The organism is Streptomyces blattellae (assembly GCF_009709555.1).
In the GTDB taxonomy this organism is placed as follows: domain Bacteria; phylum Actinomycetota; class Actinomycetes; order Streptomycetales; family Streptomycetaceae; genus Streptomyces; species Streptomyces blattellae.
This window is the reverse complement of sequence record NZ_WJBG01000182.1, coordinates 146,552-165,412: the sequence shown is the minus strand read 5'-3', so window position 1 is coordinate 165,412 and position 18,861 is coordinate 146,552. Positions and strand designations below refer to the sequence as shown.

At 71.2% G+C, this 18,861-nt stretch carries 16 protein-coding genes; 2 read left to right on the top strand and 14 right to left on the bottom strand.

All coding sequences use genetic code 11. The features are described from left to right. Positions 1-412 precede the first annotated feature (412 nt). The 9 genes from GFH49_RS24090 to GFH49_RS24045 all read right to left on the bottom strand — a co-directional run bounded on the left by GFH49_RS24090 (position 413) and on the right by GFH49_RS24045 (position 9,048). Positions 413-1,144 carry a cupin domain-containing protein gene (locus GFH49_RS24090; RefSeq protein ID WP_408055949.1) on the bottom strand — a complete coding sequence of 244 codons (732 nt, stop codon included), beginning with the start codon at positions 1,142-1,144 and terminating at the stop codon, positions 413-415. Beyond that, a complete protein-coding gene (locus GFH49_RS24085; protein WP_230396458.1) occupies positions 1,141-2,094 on the bottom strand; it encodes a DUF6807 domain-containing protein in 954 nt (317 codons plus the stop codon). Before GFH49_RS24085 ends, GFH49_RS24090 begins: the two co-directional genes overlap by 4 nt. Next, entirely contained in the window at positions 2,091-3,197 is a 1,107-nt protein-coding gene (locus GFH49_RS24080; protein WP_155058155.1) for a Gfo/Idh/MocA family protein, read from the bottom strand. The genes GFH49_RS24085 and GFH49_RS24080 overlap by 4 nt, the downstream gene beginning before the upstream one ends. 199 nt (positions 3,198-3,396) lie before the next feature. Continuing rightward, on the bottom strand, positions 3,397-4,209 hold the full coding sequence (proC, locus tag GFH49_RS24075) for a pyrroline-5-carboxylate reductase (protein WP_155058154.1): 813 nt from the start codon (positions 4,207-4,209) through the stop codon (positions 3,397-3,399). 575 nt (positions 4,210-4,784) lie between these two features. Beyond that, positions 4,785-5,573 (bottom strand): ABC transporter permease, encoded by a 789-nt coding sequence (locus GFH49_RS24065; RefSeq protein WP_155058152.1) that lies wholly within the window; start codon positions 5,571-5,573, stop codon positions 4,785-4,787. Further along, complete coding sequence (locus tag GFH49_RS24060) at positions 5,570-6,373, bottom strand: ABC transporter ATP-binding protein (protein WP_155058151.1); 804 nt, start codon at positions 6,371-6,373, stop codon at positions 5,570-5,572. Before GFH49_RS24060 ends, GFH49_RS24065 begins: the two co-directional genes overlap by 4 nt. Positions 6,374-7,218: 845 nt before the next feature. Beyond that, a complete protein-coding gene (locus tag GFH49_RS24055) occupies positions 7,219-7,983 on the bottom strand; it encodes a class I SAM-dependent methyltransferase (protein WP_155058150.1) in 765 nt (254 codons plus the stop codon). Between the two features lie 162 nt (positions 7,984-8,145). Next, entirely contained in the window at positions 8,146-8,691 is a 546-nt protein-coding gene (locus GFH49_RS24050) for an EamA/RhaT family transporter (RefSeq protein ID WP_155058149.1), read from the bottom strand. A gap of 42 nt (positions 8,692-8,733) precedes the next feature. Beyond that, positions 8,734-9,048, bottom strand: coding sequence for an SH3 domain-containing protein (locus tag GFH49_RS24045; protein WP_155058148.1), 315 nt, complete (start codon positions 9,046-9,048; stop codon positions 8,734-8,736). Between the two features lie 181 nt (positions 9,049-9,229). Between GFH49_RS24045 and GFH49_RS24040 the strand changes: the two genes are divergently transcribed. Further along, positions 9,230-11,371 carry a serine/threonine-protein kinase gene (locus GFH49_RS24040; protein WP_155058147.1) on the top strand — a complete coding sequence of 714 codons (2,142 nt, stop codon included), beginning with the start codon at positions 9,230-9,232 and terminating at the stop codon, positions 11,369-11,371. A gap of 57 nt (positions 11,372-11,428) precedes the next feature. Here the strand turns inward: GFH49_RS24040 and ilvD are convergent, their stop codons facing one another. The 4 genes from ilvD to GFH49_RS24020 all read right to left on the bottom strand — a co-directional run bounded on the left by ilvD (position 11,429) and on the right by GFH49_RS24020 (position 16,093). Then, entirely contained in the window at positions 11,429-13,282 is a 1,854-nt protein-coding gene (gene ilvD, locus GFH49_RS24035) for a dihydroxy-acid dehydratase (protein ID WP_155058146.1), read from the bottom strand. 229 nt (positions 13,283-13,511) lie between these two features. Next, entirely contained in the window at positions 13,512-14,117 is a 606-nt protein-coding gene (locus GFH49_RS24030) for a TetR/AcrR family transcriptional regulator (RefSeq protein WP_155058145.1), read from the bottom strand. Continuing rightward, complete coding sequence (locus tag GFH49_RS24025; protein WP_155058144.1) at positions 14,114-14,941, bottom strand: sugar phosphate isomerase/epimerase family protein; 828 nt, start codon at positions 14,939-14,941, stop codon at positions 14,114-14,116. Before GFH49_RS24025 ends, GFH49_RS24030 begins: the two co-directional genes overlap by 4 nt. Positions 14,942-15,160: 219 nt before the next feature. Then, the gene (locus GFH49_RS24020) at positions 15,161-16,093 is read right to left on the bottom strand and encodes a Ppx/GppA family phosphatase (protein WP_155058143.1); all 933 of its coding nucleotides are present in this window, start codon (positions 16,091-16,093) and stop codon (positions 15,161-15,163) included. A gap of 83 nt (positions 16,094-16,176) precedes the next feature. On the opposite strand from GFH49_RS24020, the gene GFH49_RS24015 reads away from it, so the two are divergent. Next, on the top strand, positions 16,177-17,034 hold the full coding sequence (locus tag GFH49_RS24015) for a DUF3109 family protein (RefSeq protein WP_155058142.1): 858 nt from the start codon (positions 16,177-16,179) through the stop codon (positions 17,032-17,034). Positions 17,035-17,037: 3 nt separating this feature from the next. On the opposite strand, the gene GFH49_RS24010 is transcribed toward GFH49_RS24015, so the two are convergent. Then, positions 17,038-18,783 carry a BACON domain-containing protein gene (locus tag GFH49_RS24010; protein ID WP_408055948.1) on the bottom strand — a complete coding sequence of 582 codons (1,746 nt, stop codon included), beginning with the start codon at positions 18,781-18,783 and terminating at the stop codon, positions 17,038-17,040. Positions 18,784-18,861: the final 78 nt, after the last annotated feature.

Below are 18,861 nucleotides of genomic sequence, written 5' to 3'. Positions count from 1 at the left end.
GGCGCTTCCCTTCGGTCTTGCGTTTCCGACTCTATCAGATCCTTTCGGGCCTGATTCCCAGTCAGCGGGCTTCGCCTTCCCGGCCGTTGGGCCGTTCCGACGAGTGAGACTTTAGCGGATTCCTCGCTCCCGAGCTAATCGGGGGCTTGCGATCTCTCGAACGCGGATTCCTCATTTCGTAAATACACACACCAATGAAGCGACGGCAGAATGATCACTGCTCGTCGAGTAGTGGCTTGATACTTACGGAATGGCTGTCCGGGGACCGACCGGAGTCGGCGCTCACGTCGGACAACTCGGAGAACACTACGTACCGGGTCTGGGCGTGTCAACTTGGGTCCGGGCAGGGGCAACGGCCGCCGCTTCGGCGGCCGTTCTCCTCTGACGCTGAGGAACTGTCTGGGACTCGCTGTCAGCCGCTGGGGAGTTGGTATTCGTCGCGGCGGCCGCACATGCCGTAGCCGCCGAGGCGGAGGGGGGCGGTGCTCAGGGCGGTGGCTGTGGCGAGGTAGTCGCTGGCGGTGCCGGTGGCGAGGGCGTCGAGTTGGGTGGCGGTGTGTCGGGCGGCGGCGAGGGCGCCGCGTTCCCAGATGCCGCGCCAGGCGGCGACCTTGGGGGCGACCAGGCGGGCTGCGGCTTCCTGGAAGGCACGGTACGGGGCGCAGTCGCCGGCGCGGAGGGATTCACGCAGGGTGAGGTAGCCCTCGACGGCGAGGTCGCGGCGGTTGCGGGCGGCGGCCTCGATGTCGGGGCTGTCAGGGGGCGGGAGGGTGGCTGCGGCGGCGTAGCGGTCGGGGTCGTCCAGGTGGTCGGGAGGGAAGGTGAAGACGGCGTCGCCGGCTTCGGGCAGGCCGCTGTTCTGCATCAGGACGGTGATGCGGAGGCCATCGCCCTGGACCATGCGGTGGACGGTGCCAGGGGTGAACCAGGCGACTGTGCCTGCTTGGAGCGGGAGTTCGCGGTAGCCGTCGGGGCTGAGGGTCTGCACGCTGCCGGTACCACCGGTGACGACGTAGGCCTCGGTGCAGACGAGGTGGAGGTGAGGGCTGCCGCCGCAGACGCCGTCGGCGGCCTGCCAGTCGTACGGAGAGAGATGCGAGAGGGCGATGCCGCCGGGGAGTGGGGGTGTGTCGGGGAGTGTCACCAGTTCAGCTCCTTCAGTCGGGCCGCCACGCGCGCGGTGTCCCAGGCGCCGTCGGCGACGAGGATCCGGTAGCGGTACGAGAAGGACTCCCCCGGCGGCAGTGCGAACTCCTCGTGGAACGCCCAGGAGAAGGCGACGGTGGGGATGGGCTGGGAGCGGACGAACCAGTGGGAGGGGTGGATGGCGTTCTCGTTCTCCGGAGCGTGGGCGAAGACGAGCGTGGAGTGGCCGTCGACGTCGTCGTGTTCGGCGGTGAAGGCGAGCCAGGGGGACTGGGTGCCCATGAGGTCGTCGGAGGCGTCGCGGTCGTCCGGGTTGTCGGGGCCGAAGGCGCGGCCGCCGGTGAAGTCGCGGGGGCCGCGCCAGTGCAGGCCGGTGTAGCCGGCGTGCTCTCGGCCGGCGGTGGTCGGGGAGCCGAAGGTCAGGGGTTCGCCGTCCGCGCGGGTGTTGGTCAGGTGGATGGACCAGTCGAGGGTCCATGAGCCGGAGGCCTCGTCCACGTCGTTGAGGGTGACCGTGCGGGTCTCGCGGGCCCATTCGGCGCCCTGGTTCTCGATCCAGGTGAGGTGCTCGGTGAAGGAGAGGCGGTCGCCGGAGACGTCGAAGGTGTCGAAGCCGTCGTGGCGCATGGAGCCGATGCGGTCAGGTAGCGGGAGGTAGCCCTCGCCGTGGATGTAGGAGTGGCCGCCCCAGAAGTTCTGGCCGGAGAGGTGGCTGGCGGTCATCTGCAGGCCCTTGTGCCAGCGGTGGTCGTTGGGTCGGTAGCCCGAGACCGGGTGCCCGGAGAGGGTGCGCAAGGGGTGGATGTACGGCTTGCGGGACTCGTAGGGATCGGGGTCGGGCTTGTAGACGTACGCCATCAGCTGGACATCACCGCATGTGACCGTGATGCGTTCGCCGTGGACGTGGGTCACCTGGATCCGGGGCTCGGCGGTGCGGGAGGCGGTCACTTGGGGCTCCATTCCGGGTGGTTGCCGTGCATCGCGGAGTAGTACGGGTCGCCGGGCGTGATCTCGCCGGCCCGGACGGTCGCCCCGGTGAAGGCCGACTTGTAGAGGGCGGCGGCGAATTCGAGGGTGCGGCGGGCTTCGGCGCCGCTGCCCGGGGGCCGTACGCCCTGGTCGTGGGCGTCGAGGAGGGCGCCGAGCTGGGCCGTGTGGGAGCTGGGAGTGTCAGTGGCGGGTGGTGGAATGGGAGTGGCTGCGGGAGAGGGGGTGTAGGTCCAGTCGGTGTTGGAGTGGCCGTAGAGGTGGGTGAGTTCGACGGTGGCGCGGTCGCAGTCGATGCGGATACGGCTGACCTCGTCGGGTGACAGGACGCTGTTGACGACGGTGGCTAGGGCGCCGTTCGCGAACCGGACGAGGGCGGTGGAGACGTCCTCGCTCTCCGTGTCGTGCACGAGGCGGGCGGCCATCGCGCGGATCTCGGTCCAGTCGCCGAGGAGGTGCAGGAGGAGGTCGTACTGGTGAATGCCGTGGCCCATGGTGGGGCCACCGCCCTCGGAGGCCCAGCGGCCGCGCCACGGTACGGCGTAGTAGGCGGCGTCGCGGTGCCAGGTGGTCTGGCAGTGGGCTACCCGTGGGGTGCCGAGGGTGCCGTCCTGGATGAGGTCGCGGGCGTGGACGGCGCCAGAGCCGTAGCGGTGCTGGAAGACGACGGAGGCGTAGGCGCCGGTGGCTTCCTCGGCGGCGGCGAGTGCGTCGTATTCGGCGAGGGAGAGGGTGAGCGGTTTCTCGCACAGGGCCCAGGCGCCGGACTTGAGGGCGGCGAGGGTCTGCTGCTGGTGGAGGGCGGGTGGGGTGCCGATGAGGACGAGGTCGGGGTGCTCGGTGTCCAGCATGGTGGGCAGGTCGTGGTAGCCGGTGACCCGCTCACCGGCCAGCTTCTGGAATTCCGAGAGGCGGGTGGCGTCCACGTCGACGGCGGCTACCAGTTCGATGCGGTCGGCGTGGGCGCGGAGGGCGGGGAGGTGGCTGCCGGTGACGATGGCGCCGGTGCCGACGACTGCTGCTCGGAGGGGGGAGGTGGAGATGGAGGTGGAGCTGGATGGCATAGAAGCACCTCAGGAAGGCCGGGGGGAAAGCGCTTTCCGCTGTTTCGTCCGACGTTAAGCATGCGCCTGAGGGTGGGACAAGACGTCCGTCGCGATGAGCGGTCGACAACTTCCGACACGGGTGGCGTCTTCGAGGGCGGGGGCGGATTCCCGTGGTGCGGGGAGCCCGGGCTCGGTTGGTGGTGGTGGCGAGCGCCTGTCAGCCGTTGTTGCCGGAGGCCAGTTCGCGGCTGCGGTCGCGGGCGGCTTCGAGGGCGGCGATGAGGGCGGCTCGTACGCCGTGGTTCTCAAGTTCGCGGATGGCGCTGATAGTGGTGCCGGCCGGGGAGGTGACGTTCTCGCGCAGCTTGACCGGGTGTTCGCCGCTGTCGCGGAGCATCGTCGCCGCGCCGATCGCGGACTGGACGATCAGGTCGTGGGCCTTGTCACGGGGCAGGCCAAGCAGGATGCCGGCGTCCGTCATCGCTTCGACGAGATAGAAGAAGTACGCCGGTCCCGAGCCGGAGAGGGCCGTGCAGGCGTCCTGCTGGGCCTCCGGGACGCGGAGGGTCTTCCCGACGGCGCCGAAGATTTCCTCGGCGTGGGCGAGGTCGGCTTCGCTGGCGTGGGTGCCTGCGGAGATGACCGACATGGCCTCGTCGACCAGGGCCGGGGTGTTCGTCATGACGCGGACGACCGGGGTGCCGGCGGCCAGGCGGTTCTCGAAGAAGGAGGTGGGGATGCCGGCGGCTCCGCTGATGACCAGGCGGTCGTTGGGGACGTGGGGGGCGAGTTCGTCGAGGAGGGTGCCCATGTCCTGCGGTTTGACCGTGAGGATGAGGGTGTCGGCGGTCTTGGCGGCTTCCGGGTTGGTGACCGGGGTGACGCCGTAGCGGGTGCGGAGTTCTCCGGCCCGTTCCTGGCGGCGGGCGGTGACCAAGAGGTCGGCCGGGGTCCAGCCGGCTCGGATCATTCCGCTGAGCAGGGCTTCGCCGATTTTGCCGGTGCCGAGGACTGCGACTTTCTGGGTCATGGTTGGGGTGCCCTCCGGGGGTTGTCGTCCGGGGTCATCCTCGCATTTGGGGTGGGGGTGGGGGGTGGGTGTCCGGTGGGCGGGATGTCGGAGGGCCGGGGGCCCGGGGGGCCGGGGGCCCGGGGGGCCGGGGGCCCGGGGGGCCGGGGGCCCGGGGGGGCCGGGGGCCCGGGGGGCCGGGGGCCCGGGGGGCCGGGGGGCCGGGGGCCGGGGGTGCGCTGTCTGGTGGCCGTTGATGGGGTTCGCCCCCGCCGCCCCTACCCGTCCCATCCTGAAGGGGCTCCGCCCCTTCGACCCCGCCAAGGGGCTTCGCCCCCTGGACCCCCGCTGGGCTTCGCCCTCTGAACCCACCGGGGCTCCGCGCCCTGGCCCCCCGCGGGGCTCCGCCCCTGCACCCCACCGGGGCTCCGCCCTCTGAACCCACCGGGGCTTCGCCCCCTGGCCCCGCCTGGGCTCCATCGGCCTGAACGGCCTCGTCCTCAAACGCCGGACGGGCTGGAAGACGCCGAGCGGCCCCGGGCGGAGAAGCCGGACGGGCTGAAAGACGGAACGGGGGGGGGCGGCGGGCGAGGGTGTCAGGTGGTTCGGCGGCGGAGGGTGGCGGCGCCGAGGGTGAGGACCAGGAGGGCGCAGCCGGCGACGATGAGGGCGTCTCGGACGAAGTCGGCTGTCATGTCGGTGTGTTTGAGCACTTCGTTCATGCCGTCGACGGCGTAGGACATGGGGAGGACGTTGGAGATGGCTTCCAGGGCGGGGTGCATGTTGTCGCGGGGGGTGAAGAGGCCGCAGAGGAGGAGCTGAGGGAAGATCACTGCCGGCATGAACTGGACCGCCTGGAATTCGGAGGCCGCGAAGGCCGAGACGAAGAGGCCGAGGGCCGTGCCCAGGAGGGCGTCGAGGAGGGCCACCAGGAGCAGGAGCCACGGGGAGCCGGTGACGTCCAGGCCCAGGAACCAGAGCGCCAGGCCCGTCGCCAGCGCCGACTGGATGATGGCCAGCGTGCCGAAGGCCAGGGCGTAGCCCGCGATCAGGTCGCCTTTGCCCAGGGGCATGGCGAGGAGGCGTTCGAGCGTGCCGGAGGTGCGTTCGCGGAGCGTGGCGATCGACGTGACCAGGAACATCGTGATGAGGGGGAAGATCCCCAGCAGCGACGCTCCGATGCTGTCGAATGTGCGCGCGCTGCCGTCGAACACGTAGCGCAGCAGGAACAGCATCACGCACGGGATCAGGATCATCAGCGCGATCGTGCGCGGGTCGTGGCGGAGCTGGCCGAGGACCCGCGCTGCGGTGGCGGTGGTGCGGGAGACGTTCAGGGCGCTGGTGGGGGCGGGCTTCATCGTCGTACGCATCGTGGTCGTGCTCATCGCGTCGTCTCCTTCGTACGGGCCGCCGCGATCGCCGCGTCCACCAGGTGCAGGAAGGCCGCCTCGACCGTCTCGGATCCGGTACGGGTGCGGAGGGCGTCCGGGGTGTCGTCGGCGAGGATCTCGCCCTCGCGCATCAGCAGGAGGCGGTGGCAGCGCTCGGCCTCGTCCATGACGTGGGAGGAGATGAGGAGGGTTGCGCCGCGTGTGGCCGCGATGTCGTGGAAGAGGTTCCAGAGGTCGCGGCGGAGCACCGGGTCCAGGCCTACCGTCGGTTCGTCCAGGACCAGGAGTTCGGGGGTACCGAGGAGCGCCACCGCGAGGGAGACCCGGCTGCGCTGGCCGCCGGAGAGGTTGCCGGCCAGGACGTCGGCGTGGCTGGTCAGGTCGACGTCGGCGATGGCTCGGGTGACGTTTTCGTGGCGGTGCTCTGCGGCCGCGCGGCCCGGGTTCAGGATCGCCGCGAAGTAGGCCAGGTTCTGGCGGATGGTGAGGTCGTCGTAGACCGACGGGGCCTGGGTGACGTAGCCGATGCGGGTGCGGAGGGTGGGGTGGCCGGCCGGGCGCCCCAGGACCTCCAGGGTGCCCGTGACCCTGGCCTGGGTGCCGACGATCGCCCGCATGAGCGTCGACTTGCCGCACCCGGAGGGGCCGAGCAGGCCGGTGATCTGGCCGGGCGGGACCGTGAAGTCGAGGCTGCGCAGGACCGTTCGGGGGCCGCGGACGACGGTGAGGTCGGCGGCGTGGATCGCGGTCGCCTTCGGTGTCGTGTCGGGTGGGCCCGGCGTGTAATTCATCATGTGGTGAATAATCCTCTGGTGGGGGGTGGGCGTCAAGGTTGGGTGTCTAGGTTGGGTGTCGGTGAGGCGTGCGCTCAGGCGGGGGCCTCGCCTGCCTTGAGGCGGTTGCGTGGTCATGGCGGCATGGGTCACGGGGTGCTCATCGCAAGGGCGGGCATCACGGGGGCGGGTGTGCACCACGGGGCGGGGCGTGCGGCGAGGCAGGCCTGGGGTGGGGTGGGGTGGGGTGGGGTGGGGTGGGGTGAGCGCGGAGAGGGCCAGTCGGCGCGTGAGTCGGCGCCGGCGAGCGAGTTTGGGTGCGGGGGCGCGTGTTGGGGCCGAGGACTCCGGTCGTCTGCTCCCCGGGCGGCGGCCGTGCGGCTCTCTCGCGGGTGCCTCCGCTGCTTCTCCGCTCTGTGCGCGAGGTGCTCCGGTCGCGTCCCGCTTCATGGTGTGAGCGAACTTGCTCGACGCTTTCCGGTAAGCCGCGCGGCGGCCACCCCGTGAGACAAGGCTCCCGGTCGCGCAGTAGCTGACCTGCCGTCGGCACCGGGTGCGGCCACGAACCGCGCCGACGCGCCGACGCGGCGATACGGCGATACGGCGATACGGCGATGACCTGCGGATTCCTGCGCTTCGAGCCGGTACACCAGCTGCCGGGACGCCACCGGTGCTCCTGGCGTGACCGGTGCCGTGGGCGCGGCGGATTTGTTCTGTTTCCTCGGCGGGTTCCTCGTCGCGCTGCCGCTATGCGTGAACGTGGCGGCGTCTGTGGTGTGGGGGCGGGGAGGGAGTTGGTCGGGCCACGGGGAAGTGGGAGGCGTGGGGGTGCGGCGGCGGCGCCACGCTGGGCGCCGCCGTGCCGGTCAGGTGTGGGTGGCGACGAGGAGTTCCACGTCGTAGGTCTCCTCGATGGTTCCGTGGGGGAAGAGGCTCCGGAGGTGCTGTTTCTCCTCGGCCAGGAAGGCGGTGCGGGTCTCGTCGGGCTGGACCAGGAAGATCGAGTGGCTGCCGATGTTGGCCAGGTGGGTGTCGACGGAGACGCGGCGGCTCCAGCGGACCACGCGGTGGGCGAAGCCGAGGTGGCCGGAGGGGTCGGCGGCGCGGGTGCTGGCACCGTTCGCAGCGACGACCGGATCGGTGCCGAAGGCGTGCCCGATGCGGTGCGCTTGGGCCGCGATCCAGGGGACGTCCAGGGCGGACGTGTTCCACCACAGGGCGAGTGCACCGCCGGGGCGCAGGACGCGGAGCGCCTCTGGGACCGAGCGGTCCGGGTCGGTCCAGTGCCATGCCTGGGCGTAGGTGAGGAAGTCGACGGAGGCGGTGGCCAGAGGGAGGGCGTTGCCGGTGCCCCGGACGAGGGGGATTCCGGGGTTGGTGCGGTGGAACTGGGCCGCCATGCCGTCGCCTGGTTCGACACCGATCACGTCCGCGCCGCGGGCGTGCAGGAGGGCGGTCGCTATGCCGGTGCCGGCGCCGATGTCTGCGACGCGGGCGCCAGTGAGGGGGCGGGCGGCGAGTTCCTCGATCGCGTCGAAGAGGGCGGGCGGGTAGGAGGGGCGGTTGGAGGCGTACTGGGCTGCGGCTGCGCTGAAGGAGTGGGCTCGGGTGAGGTGGGAGGAAGCCGTCATACGGACATGGTGGACGGGGTGGGGGGCGGTGGCGGTGAGATCCCGGTAGGAGGGGCGCGGGGCGCGCTGTCGGCTGGGCGAACCCGCCACACCGCGGCGGCCTGAACCGTCGGCCCCCGACGCCACCGCCCCCACCCCGTCCACGCCCCGGTCACCCCGCCTCTAACCCTTCCCCCGGCGCTTCTTCTTCGCAGGGCTGCCCGAGCGGCGCGTCGTCCGCTTCTCGTGCCGTTCGCGAGCCGCTGCGTACTCCTTGCGGTGGAGCCTTTCGCCCGGGGCCTCGACGAGGGTGCGGATGGCATAGGCGAGGAGGGAGCCGACGAAGCCGATGGCCAGGAGGCCGCGGAGGGAGGACTGGTGGTCGGGGTCGGGGCGCCGGCCGAAGGCGTCCCAGGTGTGCCGGAAGGCGAGTGCGGTGCAGACGGCGAACATGGCGACGACCAGGAGGTTGACGAAACTGCCGGTGTCGGCGATCTGGAGGCCTTCGTAGGCGAAGCGGAGGATGAGGCAGGCGGCCACCGTGGCCGCGAGGGAGCCTGCGGCGGCTGCGATGCGGCGGGTTGTGTAGCCGTTGTCGTGGTTCACCCAGGTCGTGCCGAAGAAGCGGATGGGCTCGGGGCGGGGGCCCGGGGTGCCGGTGCCGTTGGAGCCTGCGGGGGTGCCGTTGGAGCCCGCGGGGGTGGCCGGGGTGCCGGAATCGTCGCTCACGCGTCGATTATGGCGCCGGGTCGCCGCGGGCTCCGGTGGGGCTCAGCCGCAGCGCGAGGCGACGTAACCGTCGCTGCCGGTGTTGACGTAGGCGTCCGAGACGAACTCGCCGCTGTCGATGTTGTCCCAGATGTTGGACGTGCCGTAGGGGCCCGTCACCGTCGTGCCCGGCGTCTGGCAGTAGATCGGGACCCTCGCGCCCTCGGGCAGGACGCGGACGATGCTGTACTGCGTGCCCGGACCACGGCGGACGTTGAGCCGGACGCCGGGAGCGACCGGGTAGTAGCGCAGGTCCGCGGTGGTGACGGCTTCCGCTTCGTTGCCACCCTCGACCTCTTCGACACGGTCAACAGACATGAAACCCTCCCCCGTTGAACCCCATGACTGTCATGGGGCCCCGTTGATTCCCCTAAATCACGCCATGAAACATATGTACGCACCTCGCACGCTGAGACTAGCAAGTCACCTCTGGCTCGTACGAGTCATCGACTAGGCTCCGTTCGTCGCGCGCGCCGACGAACAGCACGGGGGTGGTCCCATGGCGCCACAGCGCAACGCCGGAGCGGGCGCGGAAGCGGAACTTCCCGAGTACGCCGGTCACTACCGTCTGGAGTCGTGCCTCGGGTCCGGTGGGATGGGCGTCGTGCACATCGCGCGGAGCACCTCGGGGATGAAGCTCGCGGTGAAGGTCGTACATGCCGAGTTCGCCAAAGACCCCGAGTTCAGGGGGCGGTTCCGGCAGGAGGTGGCCGCGGCGCGGAGGGTGAGCGGGGCCTTTACCGCCTCCGTTGTGGACGCCGATCCCGAGGCCGGACGGCCCTGGATGGCGACGCTGTTCATTCCCGGACCGACGCTTTCCGACCAGGTGAAGCGGAACGGCCCCATGGACGCTGCCCAGTTGCGTCGCCTGATGGCCGGGCTGGCCGAGGCGCTGCGTGACATCCACCGTGTCGGGGTGGTGCACCGCGATCTCAAACCGAGCAATGTGCTGCTCGCCGAGGACGGTCCCAAGGTCATCGACTTCGGCATTTCTCGGCCAAAGGACAGTGAACTACGCACCGAGACCGGCAAGTTGATCGGTACTCCGCCGTTCATGGCACCCGAGCAGTTCCGGCGCCCGCGGGAGGTCGGGCCCGCCGCCGACGTCTTCGCGCTCGGGTCCGTGATGGTGCATGCGGCCACTGGGCGTGGGCCGTTCGACTCCGACAGCCCGTATGTCGTCGCCTACCAGGTCGTGCACGACGAGCCCGACCTGACCGACGTACCGGGCAACCTCGCGCCGCTCATCCTGCGCTGCCTCGCCAAGGAGCCCGAGGACCGGCCGACGCCGGACGAGTTGATGCGAGAACTGCGGTCGGTGGCAGCCTCCTACGACACGCAGGCGTTCATACCGGCGCAGCGCACGGATGATGCCGGTGATGCCGGTGATGCAAGTGATGCCGGTGATACGGGTGATGCGGCGCGGCCTGAGCCGGAGGGCGACCGAGCGCCGGTACCGCAGCGCAAGCGGAGCCCGCGCAGGAACGTGCTGCTCAGCGCGGCAGCGCTCGTCCTCGCCGCAGGCAGTGTGCTCGCCTCGGTCCTGCTGTTCGGCGGCGATCCCACCCCGCAGCAGGAGGCCCCGCCCGGGACCACCGCGACCGCATTCCGCGCGTGGGAGACGAGGGCCGTGTCCGGGAGCAAGGGCACGCCCCGGTGCTCGTACGGAGCGGAGCAGCTGCTCTGCGCCCGGTCGGGGCTGGTCTTCGCCCTCGATTCGTCCGACGGCACCTTGCTGTGGCGGCACTCCGCGGCCACCACCCGCTGGAGCGTTCCGCCGGTTCTGTCAGGAGGCCTCGTACAGCCGTTGGCGGACAACGGCCGGCATCTTGAGGCGCTCGATCCCGTGACCGGCCGACCGCGCTGGGAGCGGAGTGTGCCTGCCTACCAGGGCATAACGCAGGCCGGTGGCATGCTCCTGCTCACCGGAGCGGACGGGACGGTGACCGGCGTGGACAGCGCGTCCGGTGCGACGGGGTGGGACCGGAAGATCCCCGGACACAGCGCGCCGTCCTTCTCCGCCTTCCCCGGCGACCCCCTTGCGTACGTGGCAAGCGACATCGGCAACGGTTCGGGGACGCGGGTCACCGCCGTGGATCCCGCCACGGGTGACGTGCGCTGGGACGCACGCCTCGAAGGCGCTCTGAAACCCGTCGGCACGGCGAACGGATCGGTTTTCTTCCTGTCCGTCGACGAGGTCTACGGCGACACGGAGGCGGTGGTCCGATACACCCCGGAGTCCGGAGCGACGAGCGAGCTGGCACTTCCCGTGTCCCGCCAGGGGGCCCACGCCACCGTCCGCGGAGACCTCGTCTATCTTCTGGCCGGCGGTGGCTCCCTGGAAGCCTTCGACTTCGGCACGCGGCAGCGGCTGTGGCATCTCGAAACGTCCCTGAGCCGGGGTTCGGCCCCGGTGACCGATGGCAGCCATGTCTTCATCAGCGCGCCGGACGGGCGGCTCCTCGCTGTGGACGCCCGCACCGGAGCACTCGTCGGGCAGACCCCGGCACGGCTCGGCGCGAACGCGGACCGTGTGGCAGCCACCCTGCCCGAGCCGACGGTCGCCGACCACCACGTCTACGCCACCGCCCCCGACGGCACCGTCTTCGCCGTCACCGCCCGCGACCCCGCGAGCTGGTGACGCACGGCGGAGGCCGCCCCCGAACGGGAGGCGGCCGGGGAGCGCGCCTCTGAGCCCTCAGCCCAGCTTCGACACGTCCCGCACTGCGCCCTTGTCCGCACTGGTGGCCATCGCCGCGTACGCCCGCAGCGCCGCCGACACCTTGCGGTCGCGGTGCTTCGGGGCGTACACCCCGTTGAGCGCCTGCTCGCGGCGGGCCAGCTCAGCCTCGTCCACGAGAAGTTCGATGGCCCGGTTGGGGATGTCGATGCGGATGCGGTCGCCGTCCTCGACCAGCGCGATCGTGCCACCGGACGCGGCCTCCGGGGAGGCGTGGCCGATGGAGAGGCCGGAGGTGCCGCCGGAGAAACGGCCATCGGTGATCAGGGCGCAGGACTTGCCGAGGCCGCGGCCCTTGAGGAAGGACGTGGGGTAGAGCATCTCCTGCATGCCGGGGCCGCCCTTGGGGCCCTCGTAGCGGATGACGACGACGTCGCCGTCGGTGACCTGTTTGTTGAGGATTCTCTCGACGGCCTCCTCCTGCGACTCGCAGACGACCGCGGGGCCCTCGAAGGTCCAGATCGACTCGTCCACGCCGGCCGTCTTCACCACGCAGCCGTCGACGGCCAGGTTGCCCTTGAGAACGGCCAGGCCGCCGTCCTTGGAGTACGCGTGCTCGGCGGAGCGGATGCAGCCGCCCTCGGCGTCCTCGTCCAGGGACTCCCAGCGCTCGGACTGCGAGAAGGCCTCGGCGGAGCGGACGCACCCCGGGGCCGCGTGCCACAACTCCAGCGCCTCCGGCGACGGGGAGCCGCCGCGTACGTCCCACGTCTTGAGCCAGTCCGCGAGCGACGGGCTGTGCACGGCGTGCACGTCCTCGTTCAGCAGGCCCGCGCGGTGCAGTTCGCCGAGGAGGGCGGGGATGCCGCCGGCACGGTGCACGTCCTCCATGTAGTACGTGCGGTCCTTGGCGACGTTCGGAGCGACCTTCGCCAGGCAGGGCACGCGGCGCGAGACCTCGTTGATCTCCTGCAGGCCGAACGGGACACCCGCCTCCTGGGCCGCGGCCAGCAGGTGCAGGATCGTGTTGGTGGAGCCGCCCATCGCGATGTCCAGCGCCATCGCGTTCGTGAAGGCGGGGAAGGTGGCGATGCTGCGCGGCAGGACCGTCTCGTCGTCCTGCTCGTAGTAGCGCCGGGTGATGTCCATGACGGTGCGGGCCGCCGCCTCGTACAGCCCCTTGCGGGCCGTGTGAGTGGCCAGGACCGAGCCGTTGCCGGGGAGGCTGAGGCCGATGGCCTCGGTCAGGCAGTTCATCGAGTTGGCAGTGAACATGCCGGAGCAGGAACCGCAGGTCGGGCAGGCGTTCTCCTCGATGCGGAGGATGTCCTCGTCCGAGATCTTGTCGTTCGCGGCGTCCGCGATCGCGTCGATCAGGTCGAGCGTACGGACCGTGCCGTCGACGAGCGTCGCGCGGCCGGCCTCCATCGGACCGCCGGAGACGAAGACGGTGGGGATGTTCAGGCGCAGGGCCGCGTTCAGCATGCCCGGGGTGATCTTGTCGCAGTTGGAGATGCAGATCAGGGCGTCGGCGCAGTGGGCCTCGACCATGTACTCGACGGAGTCCGCGATCAGGTCGCGGGAGGGGAGGGAGTACAGCATGCCGCCGTGGCCCATCGCGATGCCGTCGTCCACCGCGATCGTGTTGAACTCGCGCGGGATGCCGCCGGCCTCGACGATCGCCTCGCTGACGATCCGGCCCACCGGCTGGAGGTGGGTGTGGCCCGGCACGAACTCCGTGAAGCTGTTGGCGACCGCGATGATCGGCTTGCGGCCGATGTCCGCACCGGGTACACCGGAGGCGCGCATCAGGGCGCGGGCGCCCGCCATGTTGCGGCCGTGGGTGACTGTGCGGGACCTCAGCTCGGGCATCGTCGCTCGCTCCTTCGGAGAATTCTGCCGAGAATATCGATTGCTTCGAGCGTACGCCGGGGCACTGACAGCCGGACGCCATGTCCGGAATGCGGGATGCGTGTCTCAGGGATTCGGATCGGTCGTGTTCGTGAGATCCAGGGATTCGGATCGGTCGTGTCCCTGAGATCCAGGGATTCGGATCGGTCGTGTTCCTGAGATTGAGGGATTCGGCTCGCGCCCCAGGGACTCAAGGATTCGTCAGGTGCCCCTGCACCACCGGCGCCACTCGCGCGATGATCTGCTCCACGTCCGCCGACGCCACCGGCTCGATCTTGATCACGTACCGCATCATCGCGACCCCCACGAGCTGCGCCGCCGCCAGATCGGCGCGCAGCTCCGCGTCCGGGGCGTCGAGTTCCCCGGCGATGCGGCGCATCAGCTGCGCTGTGACGAGCCGGCGGAAGACGGCCGCCGCGGCATCGGTGTTCACCGCCGACCGGACGATCGCGAGCAGCGGGGTCCGGGTGACCGGGTTCTCCCAGAGCCCGAAGAACACGCGGGTCATGCGCTCCCCGGCCTCGTCGAGCGGGCCCTCGATGACCACGTCCCGCACCTTCAGGGCAGGCTGGAACGCGACCTCGACGGCCGCCTCGAAGACCTGCTCCTTCGTGCCGAAGTAATGGTGGACCAATGCCGAGTCGACCCCGGCCGCCTTGGCGATGGCGCGCACCGACGTCTTCTCGTAGCCCCGTTCGGAGAACTCCTCGCGGGCCGCGTTCAGGATGCGGTCGCGGGTGTCGGCGGATTCCGTACGGCGGGGTCTGCCGCGCCTTCGGGCGGTCGCGTCGGTCATCGCCGCCGCGGCATCTGCAGGGCCGACGCCAGGTGGAGGCGCGTGAAGGCGAGCGCCTCCGCGAGGTCGGCCTCGCGTTCCGCGCCGGACATCGCGCGCCGGGTGTTGACCTCGATGACGACGTGACCGTCGAAACCGGTCAGGGCGAGCCGTTCCAGCAGCTCGGCGCAGGGCTGCGTACCGCGGCCGGGCACGAGGTGTTCGTCCTTGGCCGAGCCCCTGCCGTCGGCGAGGTGGACATGGCCGAGACGCTCTCCCATCCGGTCGATCATCTGGATCGCGTCCGCGCGCGCCGTCGCCGTATGACTGAGATCGATCGTGAAGTGGCGGTAGTCGTCCTTGGTGACGTCCCAGTCGGGGGCGTACGCCAGCATCTCGCGGTCGCGGTAGCGCCAGGGGTACATGTTCTCCACCGCGAACCGCACATCCGTTTCGTCGGCCATCCGCCAGATCCCGGCGACGAAGTCACGGGCGTACTGGCGCTGCCAGCGGAACGGGGGGTGGACGACGACCGTGCTCGCGCCCAGTTTCTCCGCCGCCGCCCGGGCGCGCTTGAGCTTGACCCAGGGGTCGGTGGACCAGACGCGCTGTGTGATGAGCAGGCAGGGGGCGTGGACGGCCAGGATCGGGATGCGGTGGTATTCCGAGAGGCGGCGCATGGCCTCGATGTCCTGGCTGACCGGGTCGGTCCACACCATGACCTCGACGCCGTCGTAACCGAGGCGTGCGGCGATCTCGAAGGCCGTCGCCGTCGACTCCGGGTAGACGGAGGCCGTCGAGAGGGCGACCTTCGCGTCCGGGATCCGTACGACTGGGTTTGCCACGAGGGAAAGGGTACGTGTCTCTGGGAGGTGGACCGGGGTGGGTGTTCGCCTGTTCGCCGTTGTGCTCTTCGCCATACGCGCGCGCGGGGTCGTGCCTCTCCGGGCGCGCAAGGTCATCCGGACCTTCTTCGCCATACGCGCGCGCGGGGTCGTGGGTGGTTGCTCGCGCCCACGCGGCGGAGCCGCACATCGACACAGCCCCGCGCCCCTTCGGGGCGTCTACGCCGAACCCATGTGATCAAGTCGCCGTAGGATCACGCCTTCCCTCAGCGCCCACGGGCAGATCTCCAGCGCCTCGACGCCGAACAGGTCCATCGCGCCCTCCGCCACCAGCGCGCCCGCCAGGAGCTGCTCCGCGCGTCCCTCCGAGACCCCCGGGAGTTCCGCCCGCTGGGCCGCCGTCATCCCCGCCAGCTGCGGGACCCAGGCCTCCAGGGACTCGCGCTTGAGGTCGCGTTGGACGTAGAGGCCCTCGGCGGAGCGGGCGGCGCCTGCTATGCGGGCCAGCTGCTTGAAGGTCTTGGACGTCGCGACCACGTGGTCGGGGCGGCCGAAGCGGGTGAACTCGCCCACGCTGCGGGCGATCTGGGCGCGGACATGACGGCGCAGGGCACGGATCGCCTCCGGGTCGGGCGGGTCGCCGGGGAGCCAGGCGGCGGTGAGGCGGCCCGCGCCGAGGGGGAGGGAGACGGCGGCGTCCGGCTCTTCGTCGATGCCGAACGCGATCTCCAAAGAACCGCCGCCGATGTCCAGGACCAGCAGCTTTCCTGCCGACCAGCCGAACCAGCGGCGGACGGCGAGGAAGGTGAGGCGGGCCTCTTCGGCGCCGGTGAGGACCTGGAGTTCGACGCCGGTCTCGGTCTTCACGCGCGCGAGGACGTCGTCGGCGTTGGTGGCCTCGCGCACGGCGGAGGTGGCGAACGGCAGCAGGTCCTCGACGCCCTTGTCCTCGGCGGCCTGGAGCGCCTCGCGGACGACGCCGATCAGCCGGTCGATTCCGTCGGGGCCGATCGCTCCGTCGTCGTCGAGGAGTTGCGCAAGGCGCAGTTCCGCCTTGTGCGAGTGCGCGGGCAGGGGGCGCGCGCCGGGGTGCGCATCCACCACGAGGAGATGCACCGTATTGGATCCCACGTCGAGGACACCGAGTCTCATGTACGAAACGCTACTGCCAGCGGAGACCTCGGCCGTCACCCCGGCAGTCCCGGAAGGGGTTCCGGGCGACATACCCTGGTCCCGTGCCAAAGACGAAAAAGGCGAAGGATGAAAAGTCGGCCAAGAAGGCGAAATCGGGCAGGGCTTCTTCGCAGGCGAAGGCGTCCAAGCAGCCGGGGGCCCCGCGGATGAGCGACGAGAAGGGCCTCGACTTCGCGCGCGCGTGGGTGGAATTTCCTGATCCGGCGGACGACGAGCAGGTCTTCCGGTGCGATCTGACATGGCTGACCTCTCGGTGGAACTGCATCTTCGGCAGCGGCTGCCAGGGCATCCAGGCGGGCCGCGCGGACGATGGCTGCTGCACGCTGGGCGCGCACTTCTCCGACGAGGAGGACGAGCAGCGGGTCGCCGGACATGTGGCGAGACTCACGCCGGAAATCTGGCAGCACCACGACGTGGGGACCCAGACCGGCTGGGTCTCGGTCGACGAGGACGGCGACCGGCAGACCCGCCCCTACCAGGGCTCGTGCATCTTCCAGAACCGGCCCGGTTTCGCCGGCGGCGCGGGCTGCTCGCTGCACATCCTCGCCCTGAAGGAGGGCCGCGAGCCGCTGGAGACCAAGCCCGACGTGTGCTGGCAGCTGCCGGTCCGGCGCACGTACGAGTGGATCGACCGGCCCGACGACACGCGCGTGCTCCAGGTGTCCATCGGTGAGTACGACCGCCGGGGCTGGGGTCCGGGCGGCCACGACCTCCACTGGTGGTGCACCTCGGCGACCTCGGCGCACGGTGCGGGCGAGCCGGTCTATGTGTCCTACCGGGCGGAGCTGACCGAGCTGATGGGCAAGGCGGGCTACGACCGGCTGGTCGAGCTGTGCGAGGAGCGGCTGGCGTCGCAGCTGCCGTTGCTGGCGCCGCATCCGGCGGATCCGGTGGACTGAGCGTTACGACGGGGGCGGGCTCGGCGTGCCGGTGTCGCTCGGCGGCGGTGGCGGGGAGCCTGAGGGATCTTCCGGATTCCCCGGGTCGGACGGTGACGGCTCGGTGGGTGTGGGGCTCGGGTCCGCCGAGGACGGGGGCGGGTCGCTCGGCGTGGGCTGGGTGGGCGTCGGGTGGGGCGGGGTCGGGCCGGGGTCGGTGGTCGAGGGGGGCGGGTTGCCGGGAGTGCCCGGACCGGGGTCCGGGTGGGACGGGGTGGGTGCGGTGCCGTAGCCCTCGATGGAGACGACGGCGCCGGCCGGTGAGATCGCCACGCGCGCGCTCCAGTACCCGGACGGCTCGCGCAGATGGTCGACGTACACCTTGATCGTCAACGATTCGCCGGGGGCGAGGGTTCCCGCGGACCGGCTCGGATAGAGCCAGGGGGCGGCGGTCGTCGCGGACCAGCGGACGGGCGCGGAGCCGCTCGCGGTGAGGGTGAGGAGCGTGGTGTCGCCGCTGTTGGCGGCCGTCACCTTGAGGTGGGCCGCACCCTTCACGGGGGCGCCGCCGACGCTGATGACCTCCACCGACACGTCGGGCCTGCCGCCCTCCGCGAAGCGCGTGCCGGGCCCGGCGGTGGCGTTCCCGGTGTGTTCATAGCCGCCGCCCGCCGTCTCGCCGTCCAGGCTGCCGGGGCCGTGCGCCTCACTCGCGCTGGCCGGGCTGCTTTCCTGGGCCTCGGCGTCCGGTGTGCCCCGGTAGGCCGCCCACAGGGCGAGCACGGGTGCCGCCACGACGGTGGCGACCACGGTCGTCGTGAGGGCACGCGCGCGTAGCCGGTCTCTGCGGGCCGCGCGGTCCTTGGGATCCATCGGGAAGCCGCGCCGGTCGAAGCGGGGAGCGGCGATCCGCGCGCGCGGGCCGTGCGCCATGGCGAGGTGCAGTTCCGCACGGGGCGCCTCCAGGACGGGCAGTTCGGCGGTGGCGGCGTTCGCGCCGGGCCAGCGGCCGGGGAGCGCGCGCTCGGCGGTACGGCGGCAGCGCGGGCAGTCGTCGACGTGCCGCACCAGCTCACGGCGGACGGCCGCGCTGAGCACCAGCTGGTTGTCGCCGGTGAGGCGGGCGACGCCCGGGCAGCCGCCGGTCTCCACGACCGCGAGGGCGGCACGCGTGCGTTCCACCTCGCAGGCGGCGGAGGCGAGCAGGCCGCGGGCGGCGGCCGGGTCCAGGCCGAGGACGGCGGCGACCTCGTGCGCGGCGAGATGGTGGCGCACGGCGAGTTCGAGCGCCTCGCGCTGTTCCGGGGTGGTGCCGGCGGCCTCCGGCCAGGCGAGCAGGGAGAGTTCGGACCGGCGCTGCTCCTGGACCTCCTGGGAGACGGGCGGCGCGGAAGGCTCCTCGGTGCGCCGCCGGTCGCTGGTATGTCGTCCCGCGGCGTGGGTGGCCGGACGTTTCTGCTTGGCCTCGGCCAGTTTGCGCAGGCAGGCCCAGCGGGCCAGTGCGTACAGCCAGGCCCTGCGGTCGCCCTCGGTGTCCGGGCTGTGCCGGCCACGCCGTTCGGCCACTGCGAGGACGTCCCCGAGAGCGGCGGTCGCCGCGTCGTGGTCGCACAGCACGGACAGGCAGTAGGTGAACAGGCCGTCCAGGTAGGGCTCGTAGCGCGCGGGCGGCCGCTGCGCCAGCGTGCGCGCGGCAGCACGGTCACGCGCCTCCCGGAGCGCCCTGTGTGCGCCGGTGGTGCGGGTCGTGGTCTCCGAACTGCTGCTCATCACCCGTGGACCGTAGGCGGCGGGGGTTGGCGGCTTCTCGCCCCTTGAGCACTTTTAATCCATACGGGTGAAACGATC